Origin of the sequence: Chitinophaga sedimenti (genome assembly GCF_023156195.1) — a bacterium.
GTDB lineage: Bacteria > Bacteroidota > Bacteroidia > Chitinophagales > Chitinophagaceae > Chitinophaga > Chitinophaga sedimenti.
The window spans coordinates 2443412-2462013 of record NZ_JAKUKA010000001.1; the positions used below are offsets into that span (position 1 = coordinate 2443412).

The window sequence follows — 18602 nt, forward strand, 5'->3', positions numbered from 1 at the left end:
AATCCATACCCTGGATTACACCTATAACGCATAAACGATTTGTCAACGTCCTCCGAACGGCCAGGTTGAGTAAAACAATATTTATTTATTCCATATCCGCGGTTGGGTTAACAAATAGCAAACCGTACCTTATACACCGAGCAACCACATCCATTAAAAGGGACGTCTTTTCAGGGGCAAGCGACTTATCCACAAGTTTATGACACCTAACTTATACGGGTACACTGTGTAAAAATCTGTACCAATTAGTGTGGCCGTCGATACGCACAAAAGAATATTTATTTATCTAGATAATTATATGTTAACGATTTCATAATCTGCTGCATCGACCGGCAAAAATTGCCGGTTAATCGACACTCACTTTTGGAAATATAATGGTCCCGGTACATTTGACAACAAGCATAAACCTGTACGACCATGGAAAGAGTATCCTTTATCAAAAACAGCTTAGCAGCCCTGGGAGTGGCCTTTGTAGCACCGCTGGCCAACGCCTGCAAAAAAGACAGCAACGATACCGGCAGCAGCAGCGGCGGTGAGGTCACCAATCCTGGTACCGGATCTACCGATTGTGTGGTGGCGCCCACCGAAACAGAGGGACCCTTCCCTACTAAAAGTCCATCTTCTTATGTAAGAAGTGACATTACCGATGGCCGCACCGGTTATAAAATGACGGCGACCATCACCATCGGAAAAGTCAGCAATGGTTGTGCGGCACTGGCCAACGCGATTGTCGACATCTGGCATTGTGATAAAGAAGGGAATTACTCGGAGTATGGCGGCACTGGCATGCAAAGCACCAACTACACGGGCGTGCATTTCCTGCGCGGCCGTCAAACCACTGACAGTAACGGGCAGGTGAAGTTTACATCTATCTTCCCCGGCTGGTACCAGGGCAGGGCTACACACATCCACGTGCATGTGTACGACGCTTCGGGCAACTCGCTGAAAGTAACACAGATCGCCTTCCCGGAAGGAACAGGTTCGGCGGTGGCCGTAGTAAATGGCTACAGCAAAGGTTTGAGCGGCTACACCTACAACAAAAACGATAATGTGTTCAGCGATGATACGGCGGGGACAGAGATCGCCACGGTTACCGGCAATACCACCGATGGCTTTACGCTGGCAATTAAATTAAACGTTCCGTAACATGACGGCTTCAACAACCATTACCCTTAGCTACCGGAAAATCATCGATGCCCAGTCTGACAAACCCTGGGAAAAAATGGTATTTGAAGACAGCTTTACGGAATTCCGTATGCAGGCACAATCTTTCGATCCGCTTAAACAACACCGCACCTTTGCGGAGCTGGTACAGCAGGTGCACGGCGCAGCTGCCCTGCATTTCCTGGTGAGTGCATCGGTTACCGGATACCTGCGGCAACTGGGCGGCCGCGTGCCCGATGTAACGGACAATCTCGGTAAGCTGTTCCTGCGTTTCGAAAACTTCCGCTTTGAGATCATACAATCTGACCGGGCTACCATACAGCAACACCGCGTCGCCATCAACTTTTACAGCCGGCCTTTGTACTGGCTGGATACGATACATGATTATCTATTGCTGAGCGACCCGGAAAGCGCGCCCACCGGTGATGACAGTGTGCCCGCGATCTTATACCGGTTATCACCCTTTGTGAGCATTCATGCTATTAAAAAAGTGCTGCATGAAAAATAATTCACCCGGCCGCATTTACCTAGCCGACCAACGCGCCGTACACCAAACCGACTGGTTCCGCAGATATTATACATTTAACGCACCGCACCGCGAACCTTTCGGCGCACTGTATGCACTGAACGACGAAACGTTAGCGGGCGGGCGTCAGCTGGATACATTGGTGCAGGAAGACAGCTACCTGTGGCTGCTGCCGGTCGTGGGTGCCGTTACCTTCAGCGATGGCCGGGGTAACGATTCTATTATTGCCGCCGGCGAAATGATGTTTACCTGCCTGCGTAAGGGCGATCTGCTGACGATCGGTAATCCGTACAGTGATCCACAGCAGCTCGTGAATTACATGACCATCCTTTTAAAGACGGCCAGTGCGGCTGTTGTGAAAGCGCCGCGACTTTTCACCTTTGATATGGCCACCAACAATACGCTGGAAAAATGGCATATCAACGGCTTACCTGGACTCACGTTCGCCATGGGCAAATACGACGGGCGCAGTGAGGGTATCTATACATTAAAAAATCCGGAGAAAGGCGCTTATGCAATTGTTATCCAGGGTGCGTTTGAGGTTAACGGCCGCCTGCTGCACGAAAGGGATGGCGTAGCGTTGTGGGACACGCCGGAACTGGAGTTTGAGGCACTGAGCAACCAGGCGATCATCTTTTTAATAGAAGCCGGCGTTTAGTAACAGAGGCCGGGCATCGGGAAATAGCACGAAACAGAAAATCGGGGGAAAGCATTAGATAGCAGCCAGGTTTTCCGTGAAGGCGATGGCCTGCTGATAATACTCTTTGGGCGAACAACCGGCAAACTCGCGGAACGCGCGGATAAAATGGGACTGGTCTGCATACTCATGTTCAAATGCAATATCAGACAGCTTTTCGAAATTGTTACTGCGCAATTGCCCGAGCGAAGATTGAAAGCGGCAGATGCGCGCGAACAAGCCTGTAGGCATACCAACATATTGTTTAAAACGCCGTTCGAAGCTGCGCGCTGTAAGGTTTACTTCATCTCTCAATACTTTGGCCGATATCATACCACGACTTTCAACCAGCCGTGTAAGCGCGTATTGCATCTGTACATCTTCGCGGCCCTGCTGTTTACGCAGCAATGTAAGCAGGTAATCAGACAGGATTTTAAAACGATCGGCCTCCACCGCCTGCGACAGCTGCTCTTGTAGATAAAAACCCGCCTTTTTAGCCGCTGGACGCAGGTCAATGCAGGTATCTGTCAGCTCACCGGCATTCAAACCGAAAACGGCTTTTAATGCATTAGGTTGAAAGAAGATGCCTGTTGCCGAAAAGTCACCGCGCATATGCAACGTAGCATGTTTGGTGGCCTGGCCGAACAGGAAAATATCCGGGAGTTGTTTATCAAACTGGAACAGTGTACCCTTATCAGGCTGCTGGAAAATAAGCCCCGGACTGCCGTCTGCAATCGTACGGAAGCTGCCCGCCGGCAAATCACGGCTTTCGAGGGTCCAGTAATAACGAATATACGGACGCAGGTAAGCAGGGGGTAATATTCGCTTAAACTCCATGTATTAAAGATATGGTGGTTTTTCCACATCAAAAAGACATTAATAGCAAACGACATCGACGATTAAATCGCGCCCAAACACAACACTGTCATGCCTTTCAGGCCACACTGCCGCCATAATGCACGTTCTGGCACAAGATATGCGTTGTAACATCATAGATATGAATTCCACGGGCCTCGCCCTATTGCAAAACGCCTGTAGGCTGAACCTTTTCGGACAATCGCTGTTAATAGTATAAACCCTTAAAAATCAACCTACAGTAATTTGCTCACCAAAATACCAAACTATGGCAAAAACCTTCGCACAAACGCTGCTCGGCAGACCTGGATACACCAACGGCATTTCATTCGCATTACTTGTATTGAGGCTGGTAGTCGGCGTTGCTTTTCTTTATCATGGCTGGGGTAAAATTCAGACGCCGTTGAGCTGGAGTCCTCCCGAATCGCCACTGATGATACCGGCCATCTTCCAAATGCTGGCCGCGGTAGCTGAGTTTGGCGGCGGTATTGCACTCATACTAGGTTTTATTACCCCCATCGCCGCATTCGGGCTAATGGTTACCATGGGCGTGGCTATTTACATGCATGCCGTTATCTTTCAGCAGCCATTTGTTGATATGAAAGGTGGGCCTTCGTTTGAACTGGCCCTGGTGTATTTCGCAATAGCCCTGCTGCTATTGGTATCCGGCCCGGGAAAATTCGCCGTTGACTACAGATTGTTTGCGCCTAAAACCACCAGGCATTAACCTGATCTTATTTATCTGTTCATATAAACATTAAGCCGGGTCTTCCCGGCTTTTGTTATTTTTAGTACCTACTAAGAACCGCTCCTGTACTAATGCTAAATCGATAAAACATTTAGCGATTGTCAAGTCATCTGAATTGTTATCTTTACCCCGCTAAAAAAACCACGATTTGAAAATGGAAAGAAGAAACTTCCTCAGGAGTGCCGGTGTACTTGGCGCCGGCCTGATGATTGCCGACAAAGTTGCTTTTGCGATGCCTCCTATGGCTGCTTTTCCCGTTGTGAGAACACCTGCTTCCAAAAGAAAATTCACCTCCCAGGCCGTGGAAAATGCGATTGCGGAGTTTAAGAAAAACGTGAAGAACGAAGAACTGGGATGGTTATTCGAGAACTGTTTCCCGAACACGCTAGATACTACGGTGTTTCATGAAGTGAAAAATGGCGTACCCGATACTTATGTAATCACCGGCGACATTGACGCCATGTGGCTGCGCGACAGTTCCGCACAAGTATGGCCTTACATCCAGTTCATCAAACAGGATAAACCTTTGCAGGACCTCATTGCCGGGGTAATCAACCGTCAGACCGCGTGCATCCTTAAAGATCCTTACGCCAACGCTTTTTACGGCGATCCCGGGAAAAAAGGCGAATGGTTTTCCGATAACACCGCGATGAAACCCGGTGTGCACGAGCGTAAATGGGAAATCGATTCTATCTGTTACCCCATCCGCCTTGCCTACAATTACTGGAAAATCAGCGGCGACACCAAACCATTCAACGCACAGTGGAAAGAGTCGATTGCCGTAATTCTTAAAACGTTTAAGGAGCAACAACGCAAAAACGACCTCGGTCCGTATAAATTCCAGCGTACCACACCGCATGCCACCGACACCCAGCCCATGAGCGGCTACGGTTACCCGGTTAAGCCTGTAGGCCTCATCTGCTCGGCCTTCCGTCCCAGTGATGATGCTACGGTATATCAATTCCTCATTCCGTCTAACTTCTTCGCCCTGGTGAGCCTGCGCGAAGCTTCGGAAATGGTGAAAACGATTTCAAAAGATAACGCACTGGCCGCCGAACTCACTGCACTGGCGAATGAAGTAGACGCTGCCCTGAAAAAGTACGCAACCTTCAACCCGCTAAATTCGGCAAGATCTACGCATTTGAAACCGACGGCTACAGCAGCTTCAACATCATGGACGACTCTAACGTACCCAGCCTGTTGTCGATGCCTTACCTCAACGCGGTAAAAATCAGCGACCCGATTTATCAGAATACGCGCCGCTTTGCGCTCTCCCTGGAAAACCCGTACTTCTTCAAAGGCACTGCCGGCGAAGGTATTGGCGGCCCGCACGTGGGTCGCGATATGATATGGCCCATGAGCATCACCATGCGCGGCCTTACCAGCACCAACGATGCGGAGATCAAAGCCTGCGTGGACATGCTGCGTAAAACCCACGGCGACACCGGCTTTATGCACGAAGCATTCCATAAAGACGATCCGAAGAAGTTTACCCGCTCCTGGTTTGCGTGGTCAAACACCCTGTTCGGCGAGTTCCTCTGGAAAGTATACAAAGAAAAGCCACACCTGCTGGCCTAAGATAAACGGGGCTGCTCTGCGGAGCGGCCCTTTTTTGTTACATCTCCCCTATGAAACCGTTTCTCCCTTTTATACTGATAGTGGCCTTTTTACGGGCTGTAAAACACCCGGTCCCGGACTGTTCGGCAGTCGGACCCCGCATGAGATTTATACTGCCCGCCTCAGCGACGCCGGCCTGGATAAAACCGCCCTTGGTGTATTGTGGACGGGAGCGGCCGCACAAAGCCTTGCCCAACCATCGCCAGTCACCATCCCGTACAGCGAAGAAGGCTATTTCGCAGCCGAAAAACCAATTGCCATAGGCTTAAGCTTTCCCATAACGCGGGGTGAAAAACTGCGTATTACCCTCTCCGTTACCTCGCGCCCGAAAGCCGTGGTATATATGGATTTATGGGAACCGGGCAGCAATGGCCCCAAAGCAGTGGCCGCAGCCGATACCGCCACGAATGTATTGGAATACGAAGCCGCATCTAATGGCAGTTTATTCCTGCGCATGCAGCCGGAACTACTTACCAGCGGGGCTTATACTTTATCCATCACCGCCGGTCCCTCGCTGGCCTTTCCAGTACAGGGCGGCAACCGCAGCAGTATTGGCAGCTTCTGGGGCGCCGCCCGCGACGCAGGTGCACGCCGCCACGAGGGTATCGACATATTCGGAAAGAAACGCACACCGTTACTCGCTGTCGCAAATGGAAGCGTGTACCGCGTGGAAGAAACGAACCTGGGTGGAAAAGTGGTATGGTTAAGGCCGGAAGGGAAGCCTTATCACGTTTATTATGCTCACCTGGACGAGCAGCTGGTGCGTTCCGGACAACAGGTGCGCGCAGGCGATACCCTGGGATTGCTGGGGAATACGGGCAACGCCAAAAATACTTCGCCGCATCTGCATTTCGGCATTTACGCCACCGGTGGTGCAGTAGATCCTTTGCCATTTGTGAACCCGCAGGTGAAAACGCCGCCACGTATCACAGGCAGCGGAAATATAGGAATGGTGCGTACAAAACAGCCGGTCAAGGTGTATGCCGCGCCGGACGGAGATACAACCTTCCGCCACCTGCCGCAAAACACGCCATTAAACGTGCTGGCTGCACTGGGCAACTACTACAGGGTAGTATTGCCCGATCAATCTTCGGGCTACGTGAATAGCAGCGCAGTAACGGCAATGAGTTCCCCCTGAGACAATTAAAAGTACCCTCCGCCGTGGCACTCCGCGAAGCGCCGGATTCCCTCGCCGCGCGGAAAGCACAAGTGTCCCAGGGCGCTACCGTAGCAGTATTGGGTTCATATAACCAATACCACTACGTGCAACACCAGGAAACAGCAGGGTGGATCAAACTGTAGCGAGAAACTTGGGTAACGCCTCGTTAGCGAAGTAATTCCAGCCGCCGGCAAAGCTCTCCCTGCGGAAAGAACTAAGCGGAGGAAAGGTTTCCAGGCCGGCATGCGTAAGTTTCAGGCGGGTTTTGCCCCCTTCATCAAACAGTTCGATCGTGAGCAAAGAACTGCCCTCATACCCTTCATATGCCCGGTATAAGCGATCTTTTTCTGCTCCTCCACCGCCGTTACACGGCATAAATGATTAAACCGGAGATCGCCATCGTTGCCAATGAACGAAAACTCCTGTCCGACAACCGGTGCAAAATCCGGCACGTCAAAGTACCATTGCTTCATCTGCGCCTTGTCGGTAAGGGCTTTCCAGACTTTTGCTACAGGGTGATCATATGTTCTTTCGATCACAAAGGGTGCATGTTCCATATAAAAAAGTTTATTGTAACCAATCGGTTTCAAACTTAAATAAAACCTATTGGTTACACAAATTTATTTTAGGGAAGGTAACTTGCCGCATGTTTCGATTTCACAAACGTTACTTCCTGCTGTCATTTTCTTTATTATTGGTAGAAATCCTGATTGCCCTTTACGTCCGCGACGAGTTTATCAGACCTTACTTTGGCGATTTCCTGGCCGTCATCTGGCTGTATTGCACGCTAAAAGCCTTCGTAAATCTTCCGGTGAAGGTAGCCGCTACCTGTGTCCTACTCTTCGCCTATGCGCTGGAAACCGCCCAACACTTCCAACTCGTAAAAGTGCTCGGCCTCTCCCATTCCCGCTTCTTTAACGTCTTAATCGGCAACCGCTTCGAGTGGGTCGATATGGCTGCCTATACGCTGGGCATTGCGACCGTTATCCTCCTTGAAGGTTGGAAAAAGAAGACGCCCGCAAAAACGTCCACCGGCGCATGACCTTAACCGCGCGCTATTTTTTGCCCAGCCATAGCAAAGCATCCGGGACCATCCGCTGTTGCAGTACATTCGCGAACGTTAGCGACAACTCGCGGTTGGTCTTTCCTTCGTAATCGATATCGTTATGCCCCATGTTCACATACAGCATGCGGTAGCGGGTATTTGTCCACACCACGGGGTAGTAGCCACTGTGCCATATTTCCCATTGCTTGGGCCCGGTACCCAAAGGAAAGCTGCTTTTATCAATAGACAGCAGGATGCGGATATGCGCACTGTCGCGCAGATCATGCTGCCAGCTGTACCACTCATTGGGCGCGGAGCGGAAGGTATCGGGCAAATGTTGCGTAACAGGATGCGGCCGGTTCTCCACCTTCAATACCGCCGATGTAGGCCGCCAGGTATTACCCTTATATTGTCCTGCTCCCAGGAATCTTTCATGATACCAGTCCCAGTTCTGCGGATAACCCGAGGGCGTAAGGGCAAAAGCCGAAAAGTGAAAGCCGATCCAGGCGCCGCCATTTTCCATATACTGCTCAAATGCCTTGCGCTGATCCGCCGAATCGGGCCGGGTATCGAGAAACAGTACTACCTGGTAACGCGATAAAAACTGAGGGTTCATGTTACGCCAGTCGTTGGTAGCATCATAGTGGAAGTTATGTTTAGCGGCAGTTTCCGCTAACCAGCGGTTGGCTTCTTGCACATAACTGACGTGCGCACGGTCGTTGATACCGGTATAAAAACCGATCACATTAAAAGCAGGCTGCTGGCTCAAAGCCGCAAGGGGAGATATCAATATGAAAAATAAGAGAACGCGGAACATACAGTAAGATAGACAAAGGGGCGCATAAAACAAAAGGGGCACCAGGCCCCTTTCATCGATATTATTTGTCAATTTGTTATGGTAAGACAACGCAAACCGGGGCGGGCACGCTGATCGTTTGTCCCGCGTCACTCAGTTTACCCGTATGTTTATCACGGCGGAACACCACGATGTTATTCGTTTGCTGATTTGCTACCAGCAACAACCCGCCGTCCGGCGTAATCATAAAGTTACGCGGTCCCTTGCCCTGTGTGGACTCATGGCCTACGAGCGACAGCTTCCCATGATCTATCTTAAAAATAGCGATGTTGTTAAGATCACCGCGATTGGTCATATACAGGTATTTGCCGTCCGGCGAAATATGAATGTCCGCACTGCCAAAGTTCGATCCTTTATAATCAGCTGTATTCGTTGATATCGTCTGAATCGGCGTCAGCTTACGATCGGCGTAAGTAAAAGCTGTTACAAACCCGGTCATTTCATGCACGATATAAGCCGTTTTACCGTTAGGATGAAACACGAGATGCCTCGGCCCACCACCCGGCGCAATTGCCGCAAATGGTTGTGCGGAAGGCGTTAGCGGTTCCTTAGCAGCCGGATTGAAATCGTACATCATGATTTTATCCGTACCCAGATCAGGCGCGAATACCTGCTTACCGTCCGGCGAAAACGTGACCTGGTGTACGTGCGGCTCGCGCTGCCGCGCTTTGTCCGGCCCCGACCCTTTCATCTGGATCACCTGTACCGGCGCACCTACATGGCCATCTGCTTTTACCGGCAATACAGATAAACTGCCGCCACCGTAGTTACCGGTGAATACAAACTTTCCCCCTTTATCCATATTGATATGCGCGGGGCCGCCACTACCAACCTTTTCCTCGTTCAGCAGCTGCAGTTTACCGCTGGCTTTGTCGAACGACAGTGCATACACACTATTCCGCGATTCGCTGGCCGCATACACGAACTTCCCATTCGGCGCCACGGTCACGAACGACGGGTCTTTTAACCCCTCCGCCACGCTCACCGGTTCAGCTTTACCTGTAGTAGTATTCAGCTTGTAAACGTAGATACCTTTACTTTCTCCCGAGGTATATGTACCTATCAACATAAAGTGATCTTTGGCCTTGGGCGGCTCGGTCGCTCCGGATATGAGGGGCGCGAGCATAAGGCAGCATTGTAAAAATGTATGACGCATAACACAAAATACCAAATCAACCGTTATCTGCAAAGCCGGGGTATAAGGTCATACCTCCGTCGATGTAGTGGGTGGCCCCCGTTACATAGTCGCTTTCGTCGGAAGCCAGCCACAGTGCCTGCTTTGCCACATCTTCAGGCTGACCGATGCGACCATAGGGAATCAACTCAAGCAATTTATTAAGTGCCTCGTCCGTTCCCCAGGCCTCTTTATTGATAGGCGTCTGGATAGCGCCCGGCGATATGCTGTTTACCCGAATTTTCTTCGGCGCCAGTTCCTGTGCAAGGCTCTTCATGAGCATCATTACGCCACCCTTGCTGGCTGCATAGTTAACATGGCCGGCCCAGGGAATAACGTCGTGCACGCTGCTGATACAGATAATTTTACCCAAAGCCTTACTTACGCCGCGCATCCCCTGTTTGAGAAAGATGTTCACCGCTTCACGGGCGCAGAGAAACTGGCCGGTGAGATTGGTATTGATCACCTGGTTCCATTCGTCCAGGCTCATCTCGTGAAAAGCTTTGTCGCGCTGAATACCCGAATTGTTTACCGGGATATCCACATACCCAAAAGCCGCTATACACTTTGCAAACATTTGCTTCACATCGGCTTCTTCGCCAACATCAGCGCCCACGGCAATGGCGCGGCCACCGCGCTCCTCGATGCGTTTAACCACCGCCTCGGCCTCATCGTCGCCCGAGTGGTAGTTCACCACGACATTGGCGCCCGCCGATGCCAGTTCAAGTGCAATAGCCTCTCCGAGACCGCTGCTGGATCCTGTTACAATCGCTGTTTGTCCGTTCAGTTTTAACGTAGTTTCCACGTGCTGATTTTTTGGGTGAAATGATAACAACAACTCCCGGGGTCAAATACTATTCCATATCTTTCAAAGATAGCTTACAGCGGTTATACCCAGCTGCCTTCACCGCTGTAAAACTGCATTGGGGAAGTGTAATTTTTTTATCTATCTTGATTAAAACCGATAATGTACAAATGGAGATAGCAGGATGAAGCGTCCTTTATCCGATTAAAAGTGTGGCGATGCGCCGCACTTTTTTATGGCATTAAAAAAGGCGGCTATTGCAGCCGCCTCTATATTTATCTGTTCGTTGCCAATGAGCTGCCAAATACTGTTTTCAGCAATTCGGTCACCCGCGCGGCCGGATCTCTCCTGATTTTCGCTTCTTCTACGGCCACTTCATGAAAAATGCCGGCTATCGCTTTTTCCGTTACGTAGGCTGTAAGGTTAGTATTTACCGGTGTTTTCGAGAACTTGTTGTATACGGTAAACACATCTTCCCAATATTTGGTCGCATCTACGTTTTTCAACGCTTGCTGGATCACCGGGCTGAACGCATTGGTGAGCGCCGCCGTGGTTTTACCTTTAAAGTAGCTGGTAGCCGCACTATCGTTTCCCCTTAATATGCCCAATGCATCCGTAATGGTCATCCCCTGGATAGCGCTTACAAAAATGGGGGTAGCTGCCTTTGCCGCTTCTTCCGCACCACGGTTCATGGCTAATATAGCCTTGTCCACCACACTGCCTAAGCCTACATTACGCAAGGTCGATTCTACCTTCACCGCCTCCGGCGGCATCAGTATTTTCAACGCCGCATTGGCGAAAAAGCCGTTGGCAGCCGACAAGCGATTGGTACTGTTCTGCGTACCAATGGTAAGCGCTTCCTTCAGACCATTGGCGATCTGGAAGGTGTTCGGCTGTCCAGTGCCCGTGGTGGCGGGCAAATTATTCAGAATCTGCTGCGTGGTTTCGCAACCGGAAAAAGGAGCACCAGTGCTGCTGCTGGTAATAAAAGACGCTTCATATGCGGTGTATTGCTTGCAATTTGAGGGCAAATATAATACCTCTTTCCGTACAGGTATAGAAATACTACTAAACCGTTGCTAATATAGAGATTAATGCTTCTTTTGTTAAAAAACCGTTATCCGTAACTAACATTAAAATAATTTTTGCATCTTGTTGAAAATTATTATTTAAATGTTTAAACGATCCCTTACCCTTACCCTGTTAATCTGTCTTTCCTTATTTGGCGTGAAGGCTGCCCCTGCGCAAGACACTACTGATGTTGAGGATTTGTTGGCCACCATGCAGATGATGGATTCTGTCAACGCCTCCTTTAAGTTCCAAACCGGTAAAATAGACCTGAGCAACGGCCAGATCTCATTGAACATTCCTGCCGGTTTTAAATTCGGATGCTGCCCAAAGCCGAAGAGTACTGGTAGATGTATGGGGCAACCCTCCTTCTGCTGCTGCGGATGTCCGGGTATGATTTTCCCGGCTAACCGCGAGGTATTGCAGGATAGTAGCTATTCTTTCGTGGTAACCTACGAAGAAACCGGCTACGTAAAAGACGATGACGCCGCCGAAATCGACTACGACAAAATGTTGAAGCAGATGAAGGAAGACGAAGTTGCCGAAAATGAAGAACGCGCCAAGCAGGGATACTTCACCATCCACACGGTGGGTTGGGCACAAAAGCCTTTCTACGACAAGCAACGTAATGTTCTGCACTGGGCGCAGGAGTTCCGTGCCGGCGATGCGGAAGTGAATACGCTCAACTATGATGTGCGTGTACTCGGCCGTAAAGGCGTACTGTCGCTTCGCGCTATCAGCACCATCAACGAACTGCCGCTGGTAAACGCCAACATCGACCAGATCCTGAACATCGCAAGCTTTAATAAGAATTATGCTTACAGTGACTTCGATTCTGGTTTGGATAAGGTAGCCGCTGTTGGTATTGGTGGCCTCGTCGCCGGTAAAGTACTGGCCAAAGCAGGCTTCTTTGCGATAGTATTGAAATTCCTGGCCGCCGGCTGGAAATTCATCGTATTCGGCTTTGTTGCCATCGGTGCATGGGTGCGCAAGCTGATCACCGGCAGGAAGAAAAATAACGAAGCGCCTGCGTATGTCACGGAAGAAAGACCGGAAGAAGCAGTGGTCGTTGTGGACGAGCAGCCTGCCGCGGATACCACCGACAACGGGCAACGACAAGTGTAACAATCTTCTTTATGTTAATAGCTGTGCAATCCGGAAGGGTTGCACTTTTTTATTACTCACCTGGCCGGAGGAACTTGAGGTTCCTGCGGATACCCGCGTATTTGCTACGTTTCAACGGCGACTGGCGGAATATCTTTTAAATTCCTCTTCTGTCATCTCCTCCCACTGCTTTGTAGAGAAATTAAGCACCTCGGGCACGGGCGTAAAGTCGATGTCGTTATGCGGTTTCGAAAAGCGGTTCCAGGGACAAACATCCTGGCAGATATCGCAGCCAAACATCCAGCCTTCGAACTGGCCCTTCATTTTATCGGGGATGAGCTGGTCTTTTAGTTCGATGGTGAAATAGGAAATACAGCGGCTGCCGTCTACCACCGTTGGGGAAGTGAGGGCGCCGGTGGGACAGGCGTCCGGCAGCGCGTGCAGGAACCGCAGTAATCGCCGGTGACGGCATCGTATACCAGCGGCACGTCTACGATCAGCGTGGCGATAAAGAAGAACGAACCTGCCTGTTTGTGGATGAGGTTCCCGTTTTTACCGATCCAGCCTAAACCGCTCTTTTTGCCCAGCTACGTTCCAGGACCGGGGCGGAATCTACAAACCCGCGTCCGTGAATTTCCCCGATCTGTTCCTCCATATCGGCCAGCAAATGGTTCAAACGTGTGCGGATCACTTCGTGGTAATCTTTTCCATAAGCGTATTTGGCGATTTTAGGCGCCCCCTCCACCTGTTGCTGCGATGGGTAATAATTGAGCAGCAAAGTGATCACCGACTGTGCATTATCCACCAGTTTCCGCGGATCGATGCGCTTATCAAAGTAATTCTCCATGTACTGCATATTGCCGTGCATGCCCTTGTTCAGCCATTGCTCCAGGCGATAGGCGTCTTCATCCAGTTGTTCGGCTTTGGCAATACCACAGTGATCGAAGCCCAGTTCACGGGCCCGTTGCTTGATAAAACGCGTGTATTGATCCACCGGCAGCATAAGGGCGCAAGTTACGAAACATTTCAACGGCCGTGGCATGCGTATTGATTAGCTAGATTAACCAAAACAGCTTCACCATGAGAACACTTGGCATCATCCTGATTATCGTTGGCATCGCCATGATCGTATTCCGCGGCTTTTCCGTACAAACAGAAAAAGAAGTGGCTAACATCGGCCCATTGGAAATCAACAAGAAAGAGAATAAATGGATTGGCTGGCCCACTTATGCAGGCGCAGTAGTAGCGATTGCAGGTATCGTGATGGTGGTTACAGGGAAAAGGAAATAACGCGCCCACAACATGCAGGCGCGTTCCAATATTAGGGGTTGGTAGACCACAAACCGGCGGATTTCAATACCACACGCGGATTTAACTTCAGCTGGCTCACTACGAACTCGGCCAGGTCTTCCGCCTGCATTACCTTATCCGGGTTGCCATCTGTCAGTTTCAGTTCAATGGCCATATCGGTACCAACAGTGCTGGGAGTAAGCGCACTTACACGAATGTTGTGTTTGCGCACTTCCAGCATCAATGATTCTGTGAGCCCCAGCAGGCCGAATTTTGACGCGCTGTAAGCACTGGTCAGCGGTGCGCCGCGTTGTCCGGCTGTGGATGAAATATTGATGATATCGCCGCCTTTGCGTTCGATCATGCCCGGCAATACAGCACGGGTCACGTAATACACGCCCAGCAGGTTTACTTTAATAATGTTTTCCCATTCTTCCGGGTCAAGGTCCAGGAAGCCGCCGAAACTAGCGATACCCGCGTTGTTCAGCAAGATGTTCGCAGGACCTGCTTCCGCCTCCAGTTTGGCCACCGCTGCTTCTACCGCTTCACGGTCGGACACATCGGCCACGGCGATAGCTACCTTTACGCCACTGTCTTTTAACAGCGCCGCCGTTTCTTCGAGCGTAGCGGCCGAACGACCCATCAGCCCGATGTTTACGCCTTCCGCCGCCAGGGCTACCGCCAATGCCTTCCCTATTCCCCTTCCTCCGCCGGTGATCAGCGCGGTTTTTCCTTTTAATAACACTGCCATAAGTTCCTGTTTTAATTTGCTGCCAAAGGTAGCGAACTTTATATTTGTACAACAAGACCGAAAAACACAGGAACATGCAGCAATTATCCAATGGACTACTCAGCATCAGCATTGCGGAAAAAGGCGCGGAGCTGCAAAGCATCACGCGCACCGATTCAAACCTCGAATACCTTTGGAGCGGCGACCCCGCCTTCTGGGGAAAGAAAAGTCCAGTCCTATTCCCTATTGTAGGTGGATTAAAGAATAATCAATACACACATAAAGGCAATACATATACGCTTGGCCGTCATGGGTTCGCCCGTGACCAAGTGTTTGCCGTATCGGAGCAAACGCAGGACAGCATTACGTTTACACTTCATGATAGCGACGCCTCCCATGCGGTGTACCCATTTCCATTTTCCTTTAGCGTTCGTTACCAGTTGCGGGAAAATTCGCTGCAGGTGACGTATATCGTGCAAAATACAGGCGATGGCGAGATGTGGTTTTCCGTGGGCGCGCATCCTGCCTTTAAGGTGCCTTTAACGAACGATACCGCCTTCGAAGATTACTACCTCGAATTCTCGAAGTCCGAAAACACCGGCAAATGGCCACTGTCGCCGGAAGGACTGATCGAATTGGCGCCCGAATCATTGTTGCGGAACGAGCAGCGCCTCTCCCTGCATAAACAATTGTTTTACGCCGATGCACTTGTGTTAAAACACATGGCATCCGATAAAATCGCCCTCAAAAGCGGTAAAACATCCCATGGCGTAGAGATGCATTTCGATGGCTTTCCTTACTTCGGCATCTGGTCGGCAAAAGATGCGGACTTTGTGTGCCTGGAGCCATGGTGCGGTATTGCAGATCATGTAAACGCAAGCGGGGAACTGGCGGAAAAAGAAGGTATCATTCAATTGGCTGCCGGCGCCACCTGGGAAAAAAGCTGGTCCGTTACTTTTTTTTAGGAAGATGAAAATACTTGTAACCCGCGAGGCTGCTCATTCCGGGCAGCCTTTACTTTTCCGGGCCATGTTTAATAAAATAAGAAGCAGGTTCTTAAAATAAAAATTTCACTCTCATTTTGACAGCATACATTTGTTGTGTCGATAAGTAATAACCATCGGCGGCGGCCCTGCTCAAGGGTTGCGTGGTAAGTCTGCCGGCTTGTTAGCCCTCCCGCCGGATATCCTTCCCAAATAAAAAATCAATTTATGAAAAGAGAAAACAACGCTCGTAAAACGGGCGCCGGCCGTGCCGTACAAACACCTATCCAACCTGTACTGATTAACTATTGCCGTACGACCATAGGCCGGCCTTATCATCCATTGGTGTTTATGCGCCCCGAAAAGCGCGCCAGTCAACCAACCACTCCAGTCTGGTAAATAAAGAGGACTGTTTCAACGGTTGAGAAACAGTCCTCACTAAACACAAGTTGCGAGCGGCAGGCCGTTCGTGCACCATATACATTGGAAAACCACAGGAAGACTTGCTTTTGTTTTTTTGCATTCTCTGGAATTCCGCGATCGGGGATATTAACGCGGATTCCGGCAAAAGGGGAGGTACAACAGCCGTCAATCAAGCTCAGTACGTGTTGTACCTATTAAAAAAGGCGGTACAGTTATCTGTACCGCCCTTTAATAACATGAGAACAATCTATCCGAGTGATTGTCTGAATGTTTTAAACTCCTTCCGCAGTTCGGAGAACAGGCGGTCGAACTGTTCCATGTCTTCCTGTTGAAGATGGTCGAGTTTGAGTAACGCCTCGCTGTTAGCGCCTTCTTCGGACATCAGTTTGTCTATTTTGGTGATTTCCTGAAGTTTGTCATTCACGACTACCTTCTGCCTGATGAGGGCGTTCTGCAGGTGTTCTACCTGGATGCGCTGATCGGTGGAAGAAGCTTTCGGAGAAAGATCCGTCAGCTCGTCCTGCAGTGCCTTAATCTCTTTTTCTGTTTTTAACAGGTCTAGTTTCCAGTTCTGGTGTTGCTGGTGCAGCTCATCAAAATTCTTAACGGGCATGTTGTTTATCAATTTTTGATATGAAAAGATCAAACATGGATTCCATGCGCAAGCAATTTTTTCCACTGGGGATGCTGACGCATGAAGGTTGTTACATAAGGACACAACGGTACCATTTTGAGCTTCCGGTCTGCGATAATTTCAAAAACCCTTTCGACGAGCGCACGGGCAACGCCTTCCTGAAGTTGCGCGGGAACGTCGACGCTGGTGAGGAACATCCGTCCACCGCCCATCATATACTCGACTTTAGCGAGTTTTCCGTTAATCCGGCATTCAAATTGGCGCGCGCCTTCATTTTCAACTACTGCAATGTCATTCAGGTTCATAATATGTTTTTAGTTAAAGAAATTCGACAGTTGGGGCTAACGCTTGTGGCAAAAGGGAGTAGGTTTAATTACATGACGACAGCACAAAGGTACGATTTTTTTGCTAAACAGGTCGCATTGGGCCATGATGCCCTATTTTTGCGCCATGCGAAAAACCTTGAGCGAGCGGGACCAGGCCGTTATCTGGCATCCGTATACACAAATGCAAACCGCGCCGGCCCCTATCGGCATCGTTCGGGGCGAGGGCGCCCGGTTGTACGATGAGGACGGACGTAGTTACATCGATGCCACGTCCAGCTGGTGGGTGAACATACACGGGCATGCACATCCGCATATCACGGAGCGGCTTGCGGGACAGGCGGCGCAGCTGCAACATTGCATCTTCGCCGGGTATACGCACGAACCTGCCGTAGCACTGGCAGAACAACTGCTCCCCTGCTGCCCGGATCGCAACAGAAAGTGTTTTACTCCGATAACGGCTCCACTGCAGTAGAAGTAGCACTGAAAATGGCGATCCAGTACCACCACAACAATGGTGCGCCCAAACGCAGGCTCCTTGCTTTCCGCAATGCCTATCACGGCGACACGTTCGGCGCTATGAGCGTAAGCGACCGGAGTGTGTTCACCAAGGCATTCGACCAGTACCTGTTTGACGTGACCTTCCTCGAACTGCCAACGGCGGATAACCTAAAGGCGCTGTTCGCCCAGGTCGACCAGCTCGCGGAAGACACCGCCGCCTTCATATTCGAACCATTGCTGCAAGGCGCTGTGGGAATGATCGTATACGATGCGGCCTCCCTGGAAGTGCTGCTGCAGCACTGCCGGCGCAAAGGCATCCTGCTCATCGCCGACGAAATCTTTACAGGTTTTGGCCGCACGGGTAAGGACTTCGCCATGCAACACCTGCAGACCACTCCCGACATCATTTGCCTGTCGAAGGGACTTACCGGCGGCGCCATTGCCCTGGGGGTTACCACCTGCACCCGGCACATTTACGACGCCTTCCTGTCCGAGAATAAGCTTAAAACCCTGTTTCACGGGCATTCCTTTACGGCCAACCCGCTGGCGTGTACGGCGGCTTTAGCAAGCCTGGAACTGTTTGTGCAGCCGGCTTGTTTGGCGAACAGGCAGCGGGTGGCGGCAAAACACCAGCAATTCGCCGGATGGCTCCGGGACTGCGGCGTGGTTAAACAGGTAAGGCAGTTGGGCACATTGCTGGCCTTCGAAGTAATAACAAACGGGGCGGATAGTTATACCAATGAACTCGCCGCGGCGATCCACCGCTTCTTCCGGGAGCAGCAGGTGATGATCCGCCCGCTGGGAAACACTATCTATATACTGCCCCCTACTGCATCATAGATGAAGAGTTAGAAATTATTTATAACAGTGTCAGGCGTTTTCTGGAAACGTACCGCTAAACCGCTTTTTTGGGGTTACAGT

23 protein-coding genes and 2 pseudogenes are annotated in these 18602 nt (G+C 50.5%); 13 read left to right on the top strand and 12 right to left on the bottom strand.

Annotated elements, in window-relative coordinates; all coding sequences use genetic code 11:
* The first annotated feature begins 417 nt into the window (after positions 1–417).
* The 3 genes from MKQ70_RS13945 to MKQ70_RS13955 are packed head-to-tail and all read left to right on the top strand — an operon-like array spanning position 418 to position 2348.
* Complete coding sequence (locus tag MKQ70_RS13945; protein WP_248072077.1) at positions 418–1146, top strand: dioxygenase family protein; 729 nt, start codon at positions 418–420, stop codon at positions 1144–1146.
* A 1-nt stretch (position 1147) separates the two neighbouring features.
* Entirely contained in the window at positions 1148–1672 is a 525-nt protein-coding gene (locus tag MKQ70_RS13950) for a hypothetical protein (protein WP_248072078.1), read from the top strand.
* Positions 1662–2348: a pirin family protein gene (locus MKQ70_RS13955; protein ID WP_248072079.1), complete on the top strand. Its 687-nt coding sequence runs from the start codon at positions 1662–1664 to the stop codon at positions 2346–2348. Before MKQ70_RS13950 ends, MKQ70_RS13955 begins: the two co-directional genes overlap by 11 nt.
* A gap of 54 nt (positions 2349–2402) precedes the next feature.
* Here MKQ70_RS13955 and MKQ70_RS13960 read toward each other — a convergent pair whose 3' ends face one another.
* Complete coding sequence (locus MKQ70_RS13960; RefSeq protein ID WP_248072082.1) at positions 2403–3203, bottom strand: helix-turn-helix transcriptional regulator; 801 nt, start codon at positions 3201–3203, stop codon at positions 2403–2405.
* A 286-nt stretch (positions 3204–3489) separates the two neighbouring features.
* Between MKQ70_RS13960 and MKQ70_RS13965 the strand changes: the two genes are divergently transcribed.
* From MKQ70_RS13965 to MKQ70_RS13980, 4 genes and pseudogenes are all read left to right on the top strand, one after another.
* On the top strand, positions 3490–3948 hold the full coding sequence (locus tag MKQ70_RS13965; protein WP_248072085.1) for a DoxX family protein: 459 nt from the start codon (positions 3490–3492) through the stop codon (positions 3946–3948).
* 262 nt (positions 3949–4210) lie between these two features.
* Positions 4211–5547: pseudogene (locus MKQ70_RS13970) on the top strand (glycoside hydrolase family 125 protein).
* Positions 5548–5581: 34 nt separating this feature from the next.
* A complete protein-coding gene (locus tag MKQ70_RS13975; protein WP_248072087.1) occupies positions 5582–6724 on the top strand; it encodes a M23 family metallopeptidase in 1143 nt (380 codons plus the stop codon).
* A 23-nt stretch (positions 6725–6747) separates the two neighbouring features.
* Positions 6748–6888, top strand: coding sequence for a hypothetical protein (locus tag MKQ70_RS13980; protein WP_248072089.1), 141 nt, complete (start codon positions 6748–6750; stop codon positions 6886–6888).
* Here MKQ70_RS13980 and MKQ70_RS38420 read toward each other — a convergent pair.
* Both MKQ70_RS38420 and MKQ70_RS13985 read right to left on the bottom strand, forming a co-directional pair.
* Positions 6878–7045, bottom strand: a complete 168-nt coding sequence (locus tag MKQ70_RS38420; protein WP_282456479.1) for an SRPBCC family protein — start codon at positions 7043–7045, stop codon at positions 6878–6880. The genes MKQ70_RS13980 and MKQ70_RS38420 overlap by 11 nt on opposite strands.
* Complete coding sequence (locus MKQ70_RS13985) at positions 7000–7302, bottom strand: SRPBCC family protein (protein ID WP_248072091.1); 303 nt, start codon at positions 7300–7302, stop codon at positions 7000–7002. The genes MKQ70_RS38420 and MKQ70_RS13985 overlap by 46 nt, the downstream gene beginning before the upstream one ends.
* Positions 7303–7391: 89 nt before the next feature.
* On the opposite strand from MKQ70_RS13985, the gene MKQ70_RS13990 reads away from it, so the two are divergent.
* Positions 7392–7787: a ribosomal maturation YjgA family protein gene (locus MKQ70_RS13990; RefSeq protein ID WP_248072093.1), complete on the top strand. Its 396-nt coding sequence runs from the start codon at positions 7392–7394 to the stop codon at positions 7785–7787.
* 13 nt (positions 7788–7800) lie between these two features.
* Here the strand turns inward: MKQ70_RS13990 and MKQ70_RS13995 are convergent, their stop codons facing one another.
* The 4 genes from MKQ70_RS13995 to MKQ70_RS14010 form a co-directional block, all read right to left on the bottom strand.
* Complete coding sequence (locus MKQ70_RS13995; protein WP_248072095.1) at positions 7801–8559, bottom strand: ThuA domain-containing protein; 759 nt, start codon at positions 8557–8559, stop codon at positions 7801–7803.
* A 124-nt stretch (positions 8560–8683) separates the two neighbouring features.
* Positions 8684–9715, bottom strand: coding sequence for a lactonase family protein (locus MKQ70_RS14000; protein ID WP_248072096.1), 1032 nt, complete (start codon positions 9713–9715; stop codon positions 8684–8686).
* A 103-nt stretch (positions 9716–9818) separates the two neighbouring features.
* Positions 9819–10625 carry an SDR family oxidoreductase gene (locus MKQ70_RS14005; protein ID WP_248072098.1) on the bottom strand — a complete coding sequence of 269 codons (807 nt, stop codon included), beginning with the start codon at positions 10623–10625 and terminating at the stop codon, positions 9819–9821.
* A gap of 275 nt (positions 10626–10900) precedes the next feature.
* Complete coding sequence (locus MKQ70_RS14010; protein WP_248072100.1) at positions 10901–11656, bottom strand: DUF4197 domain-containing protein; 756 nt, start codon at positions 11654–11656, stop codon at positions 10901–10903.
* 142 nt (positions 11657–11798) lie between these two features.
* Between MKQ70_RS14010 and MKQ70_RS14015 the strand changes: the two genes are divergently transcribed.
* Positions 11799–12818 carry a DUF2167 domain-containing protein gene (locus MKQ70_RS14015; RefSeq protein WP_248072102.1) on the top strand — a complete coding sequence of 340 codons (1020 nt, stop codon included), beginning with the start codon at positions 11799–11801 and terminating at the stop codon, positions 12816–12818.
* A gap of 111 nt (positions 12819–12929) precedes the next feature.
* Here the strand turns inward: MKQ70_RS14015 and MKQ70_RS14020 are convergent, their stop codons facing one another.
* Both MKQ70_RS14020 and MKQ70_RS14025 read right to left on the bottom strand, forming a co-directional pair.
* Complete coding sequence (locus MKQ70_RS14020) at positions 12930–13190, bottom strand: 4Fe-4S double cluster binding domain-containing protein (protein ID WP_248072104.1); 261 nt, start codon at positions 13188–13190, stop codon at positions 12930–12932.
* Positions 13191–13362: 172 nt separating this feature from the next.
* Positions 13363–13800 carry an epoxyqueuosine reductase gene (locus MKQ70_RS14025; RefSeq protein ID WP_248072106.1) on the bottom strand — a complete coding sequence of 146 codons (438 nt, stop codon included), beginning with the start codon at positions 13798–13800 and terminating at the stop codon, positions 13363–13365.
* A gap of 77 nt (positions 13801–13877) precedes the next feature.
* Here MKQ70_RS14025 and MKQ70_RS14030 point away from each other — a divergent pair, with 77 nt between their 5' ends.
* A complete protein-coding gene (locus MKQ70_RS14030) occupies positions 13878–14087 on the top strand; it encodes a hypothetical protein (RefSeq protein WP_248072107.1) in 210 nt (69 codons plus the stop codon).
* A 31-nt stretch (positions 14088–14118) separates the two neighbouring features.
* Here the strand turns inward: MKQ70_RS14030 and MKQ70_RS14035 are convergent, their stop codons facing one another.
* Positions 14119–14838, bottom strand: a complete 720-nt coding sequence (locus MKQ70_RS14035; protein ID WP_248072109.1) for a 3-ketoacyl-ACP reductase — start codon at positions 14836–14838, stop codon at positions 14119–14121.
* Positions 14839–14912: 74 nt separating this feature from the next.
* On the opposite strand from MKQ70_RS14035, the gene MKQ70_RS14040 reads away from it, so the two are divergent.
* Both MKQ70_RS14040 and MKQ70_RS14045 read left to right on the top strand, forming a co-directional pair.
* Entirely contained in the window at positions 14913–15782 is an 870-nt protein-coding gene (locus MKQ70_RS14040) for an aldose 1-epimerase family protein (protein WP_248072111.1), read from the top strand.
* Positions 15783–16028: 246 nt separating this feature from the next.
* Positions 16029–16199, top strand: coding sequence for a hypothetical protein (locus MKQ70_RS14045; protein ID WP_248072113.1), 171 nt, complete (start codon positions 16029–16031; stop codon positions 16197–16199).
* A 271-nt stretch (positions 16200–16470) separates the two neighbouring features.
* Here the strand turns inward: MKQ70_RS14045 and MKQ70_RS14050 are convergent, their stop codons facing one another.
* Both MKQ70_RS14050 and MKQ70_RS14055 read right to left on the bottom strand, forming a co-directional pair.
* Positions 16471–16836: a hypothetical protein gene (locus MKQ70_RS14050; protein ID WP_248072114.1), complete on the bottom strand. Its 366-nt coding sequence runs from the start codon at positions 16834–16836 to the stop codon at positions 16471–16473.
* A gap of 29 nt (positions 16837–16865) precedes the next feature.
* Positions 16866–17162, bottom strand: coding sequence for a GNAT family N-acetyltransferase (locus tag MKQ70_RS14055; protein ID WP_248072115.1), 297 nt, complete (start codon positions 17160–17162; stop codon positions 16866–16868).
* 202 nt (positions 17163–17364) lie between these two features.
* Between MKQ70_RS14055 and bioA the strand changes: the two are divergent.
* Positions 17365–18521, top strand: a pseudogene (gene bioA, locus MKQ70_RS14060) (adenosylmethionine--8-amino-7-oxononanoate transaminase).
* Positions 18522–18602 lie beyond the last annotated feature (81 nt).

Bases quoted from the DNA above. Each gene is read 5' to 3' on its own strand.
- MKQ70_RS13945 (WP_248072077.1), top strand. From the start codon at position 418: ATGGAAAGAGTATCCTTTATCAAAAACAGCTTAGCAGCCCTGGGAGTG.
- MKQ70_RS13950 (WP_248072078.1), top strand. From the start codon at position 1,148: ATGACGGCTTCAACAACCATTACCCTTAGCTACCGGAAAATCATCGAT.
- MKQ70_RS13955 (WP_248072079.1), top strand. From the start codon at position 1,662: ATGAAAAATAATTCACCCGGCCGCATTTACCTAGCCGACCAACGCGCC.
- MKQ70_RS13960 (WP_248072082.1), bottom strand. From the start codon at position 3,203: ATGGAGTTTAAGCGAATATTACCCCCTGCTTACCTGCGTCCGTATATT.
- MKQ70_RS13965 (WP_248072085.1), top strand. From the start codon at position 3,490: ATGGCAAAAACCTTCGCACAAACGCTGCTCGGCAGACCTGGATACACC.
- MKQ70_RS13985 (WP_248072091.1), bottom strand. From the start codon at position 7,302: ATGGAACATGCACCCTTTGTGATCGAAAGAACATATGATCACCCTGTA.
- MKQ70_RS13990 (WP_248072093.1), top strand. From the start codon at position 7,392: ATGTTTCGATTTCACAAACGTTACTTCCTGCTGTCATTTTCTTTATTA.
- MKQ70_RS14000 (WP_248072096.1), bottom strand. From the start codon at position 9,715: ATGTTGATAGGTACATATACCTCGGGAGAAAGTAAAGGTATCTACGTT.
- MKQ70_RS14015 (WP_248072102.1), top strand. From the start codon at position 11,799: ATGTTTAAACGATCCCTTACCCTTACCCTGTTAATCTGTCTTTCCTTA.
- MKQ70_RS14025 (WP_248072106.1), bottom strand. From the start codon at position 13,800: ATGCTGCCGGTGGATCAATACACGCGTTTTATCAAGCAACGGGCCCGT.
- MKQ70_RS14030 (WP_248072107.1), top strand. From the start codon at position 13,878: ATGAGAACACTTGGCATCATCCTGATTATCGTTGGCATCGCCATGATC.
- MKQ70_RS14035 (WP_248072109.1), bottom strand. From the start codon at position 14,838: ATGGCAGTGTTATTAAAAGGAAAAACCGCGCTGATCACCGGCGGAGGA.
- MKQ70_RS14040 (WP_248072111.1), top strand. From the start codon at position 14,913: ATGCAGCAATTATCCAATGGACTACTCAGCATCAGCATTGCGGAAAAA.
- MKQ70_RS14045 (WP_248072113.1), top strand. From the start codon at position 16,029: ATGAAAAGAGAAAACAACGCTCGTAAAACGGGCGCCGGCCGTGCCGTA.
- MKQ70_RS14050 (WP_248072114.1), bottom strand. From the start codon at position 16,836: ATGCCCGTTAAGAATTTTGATGAGCTGCACCAGCAACACCAGAACTGG.
- MKQ70_RS14055 (WP_248072115.1), bottom strand. From the start codon at position 17,162: ATGAACCTGAATGACATTGCAGTAGTTGAAAATGAAGGCGCGCGCCAA.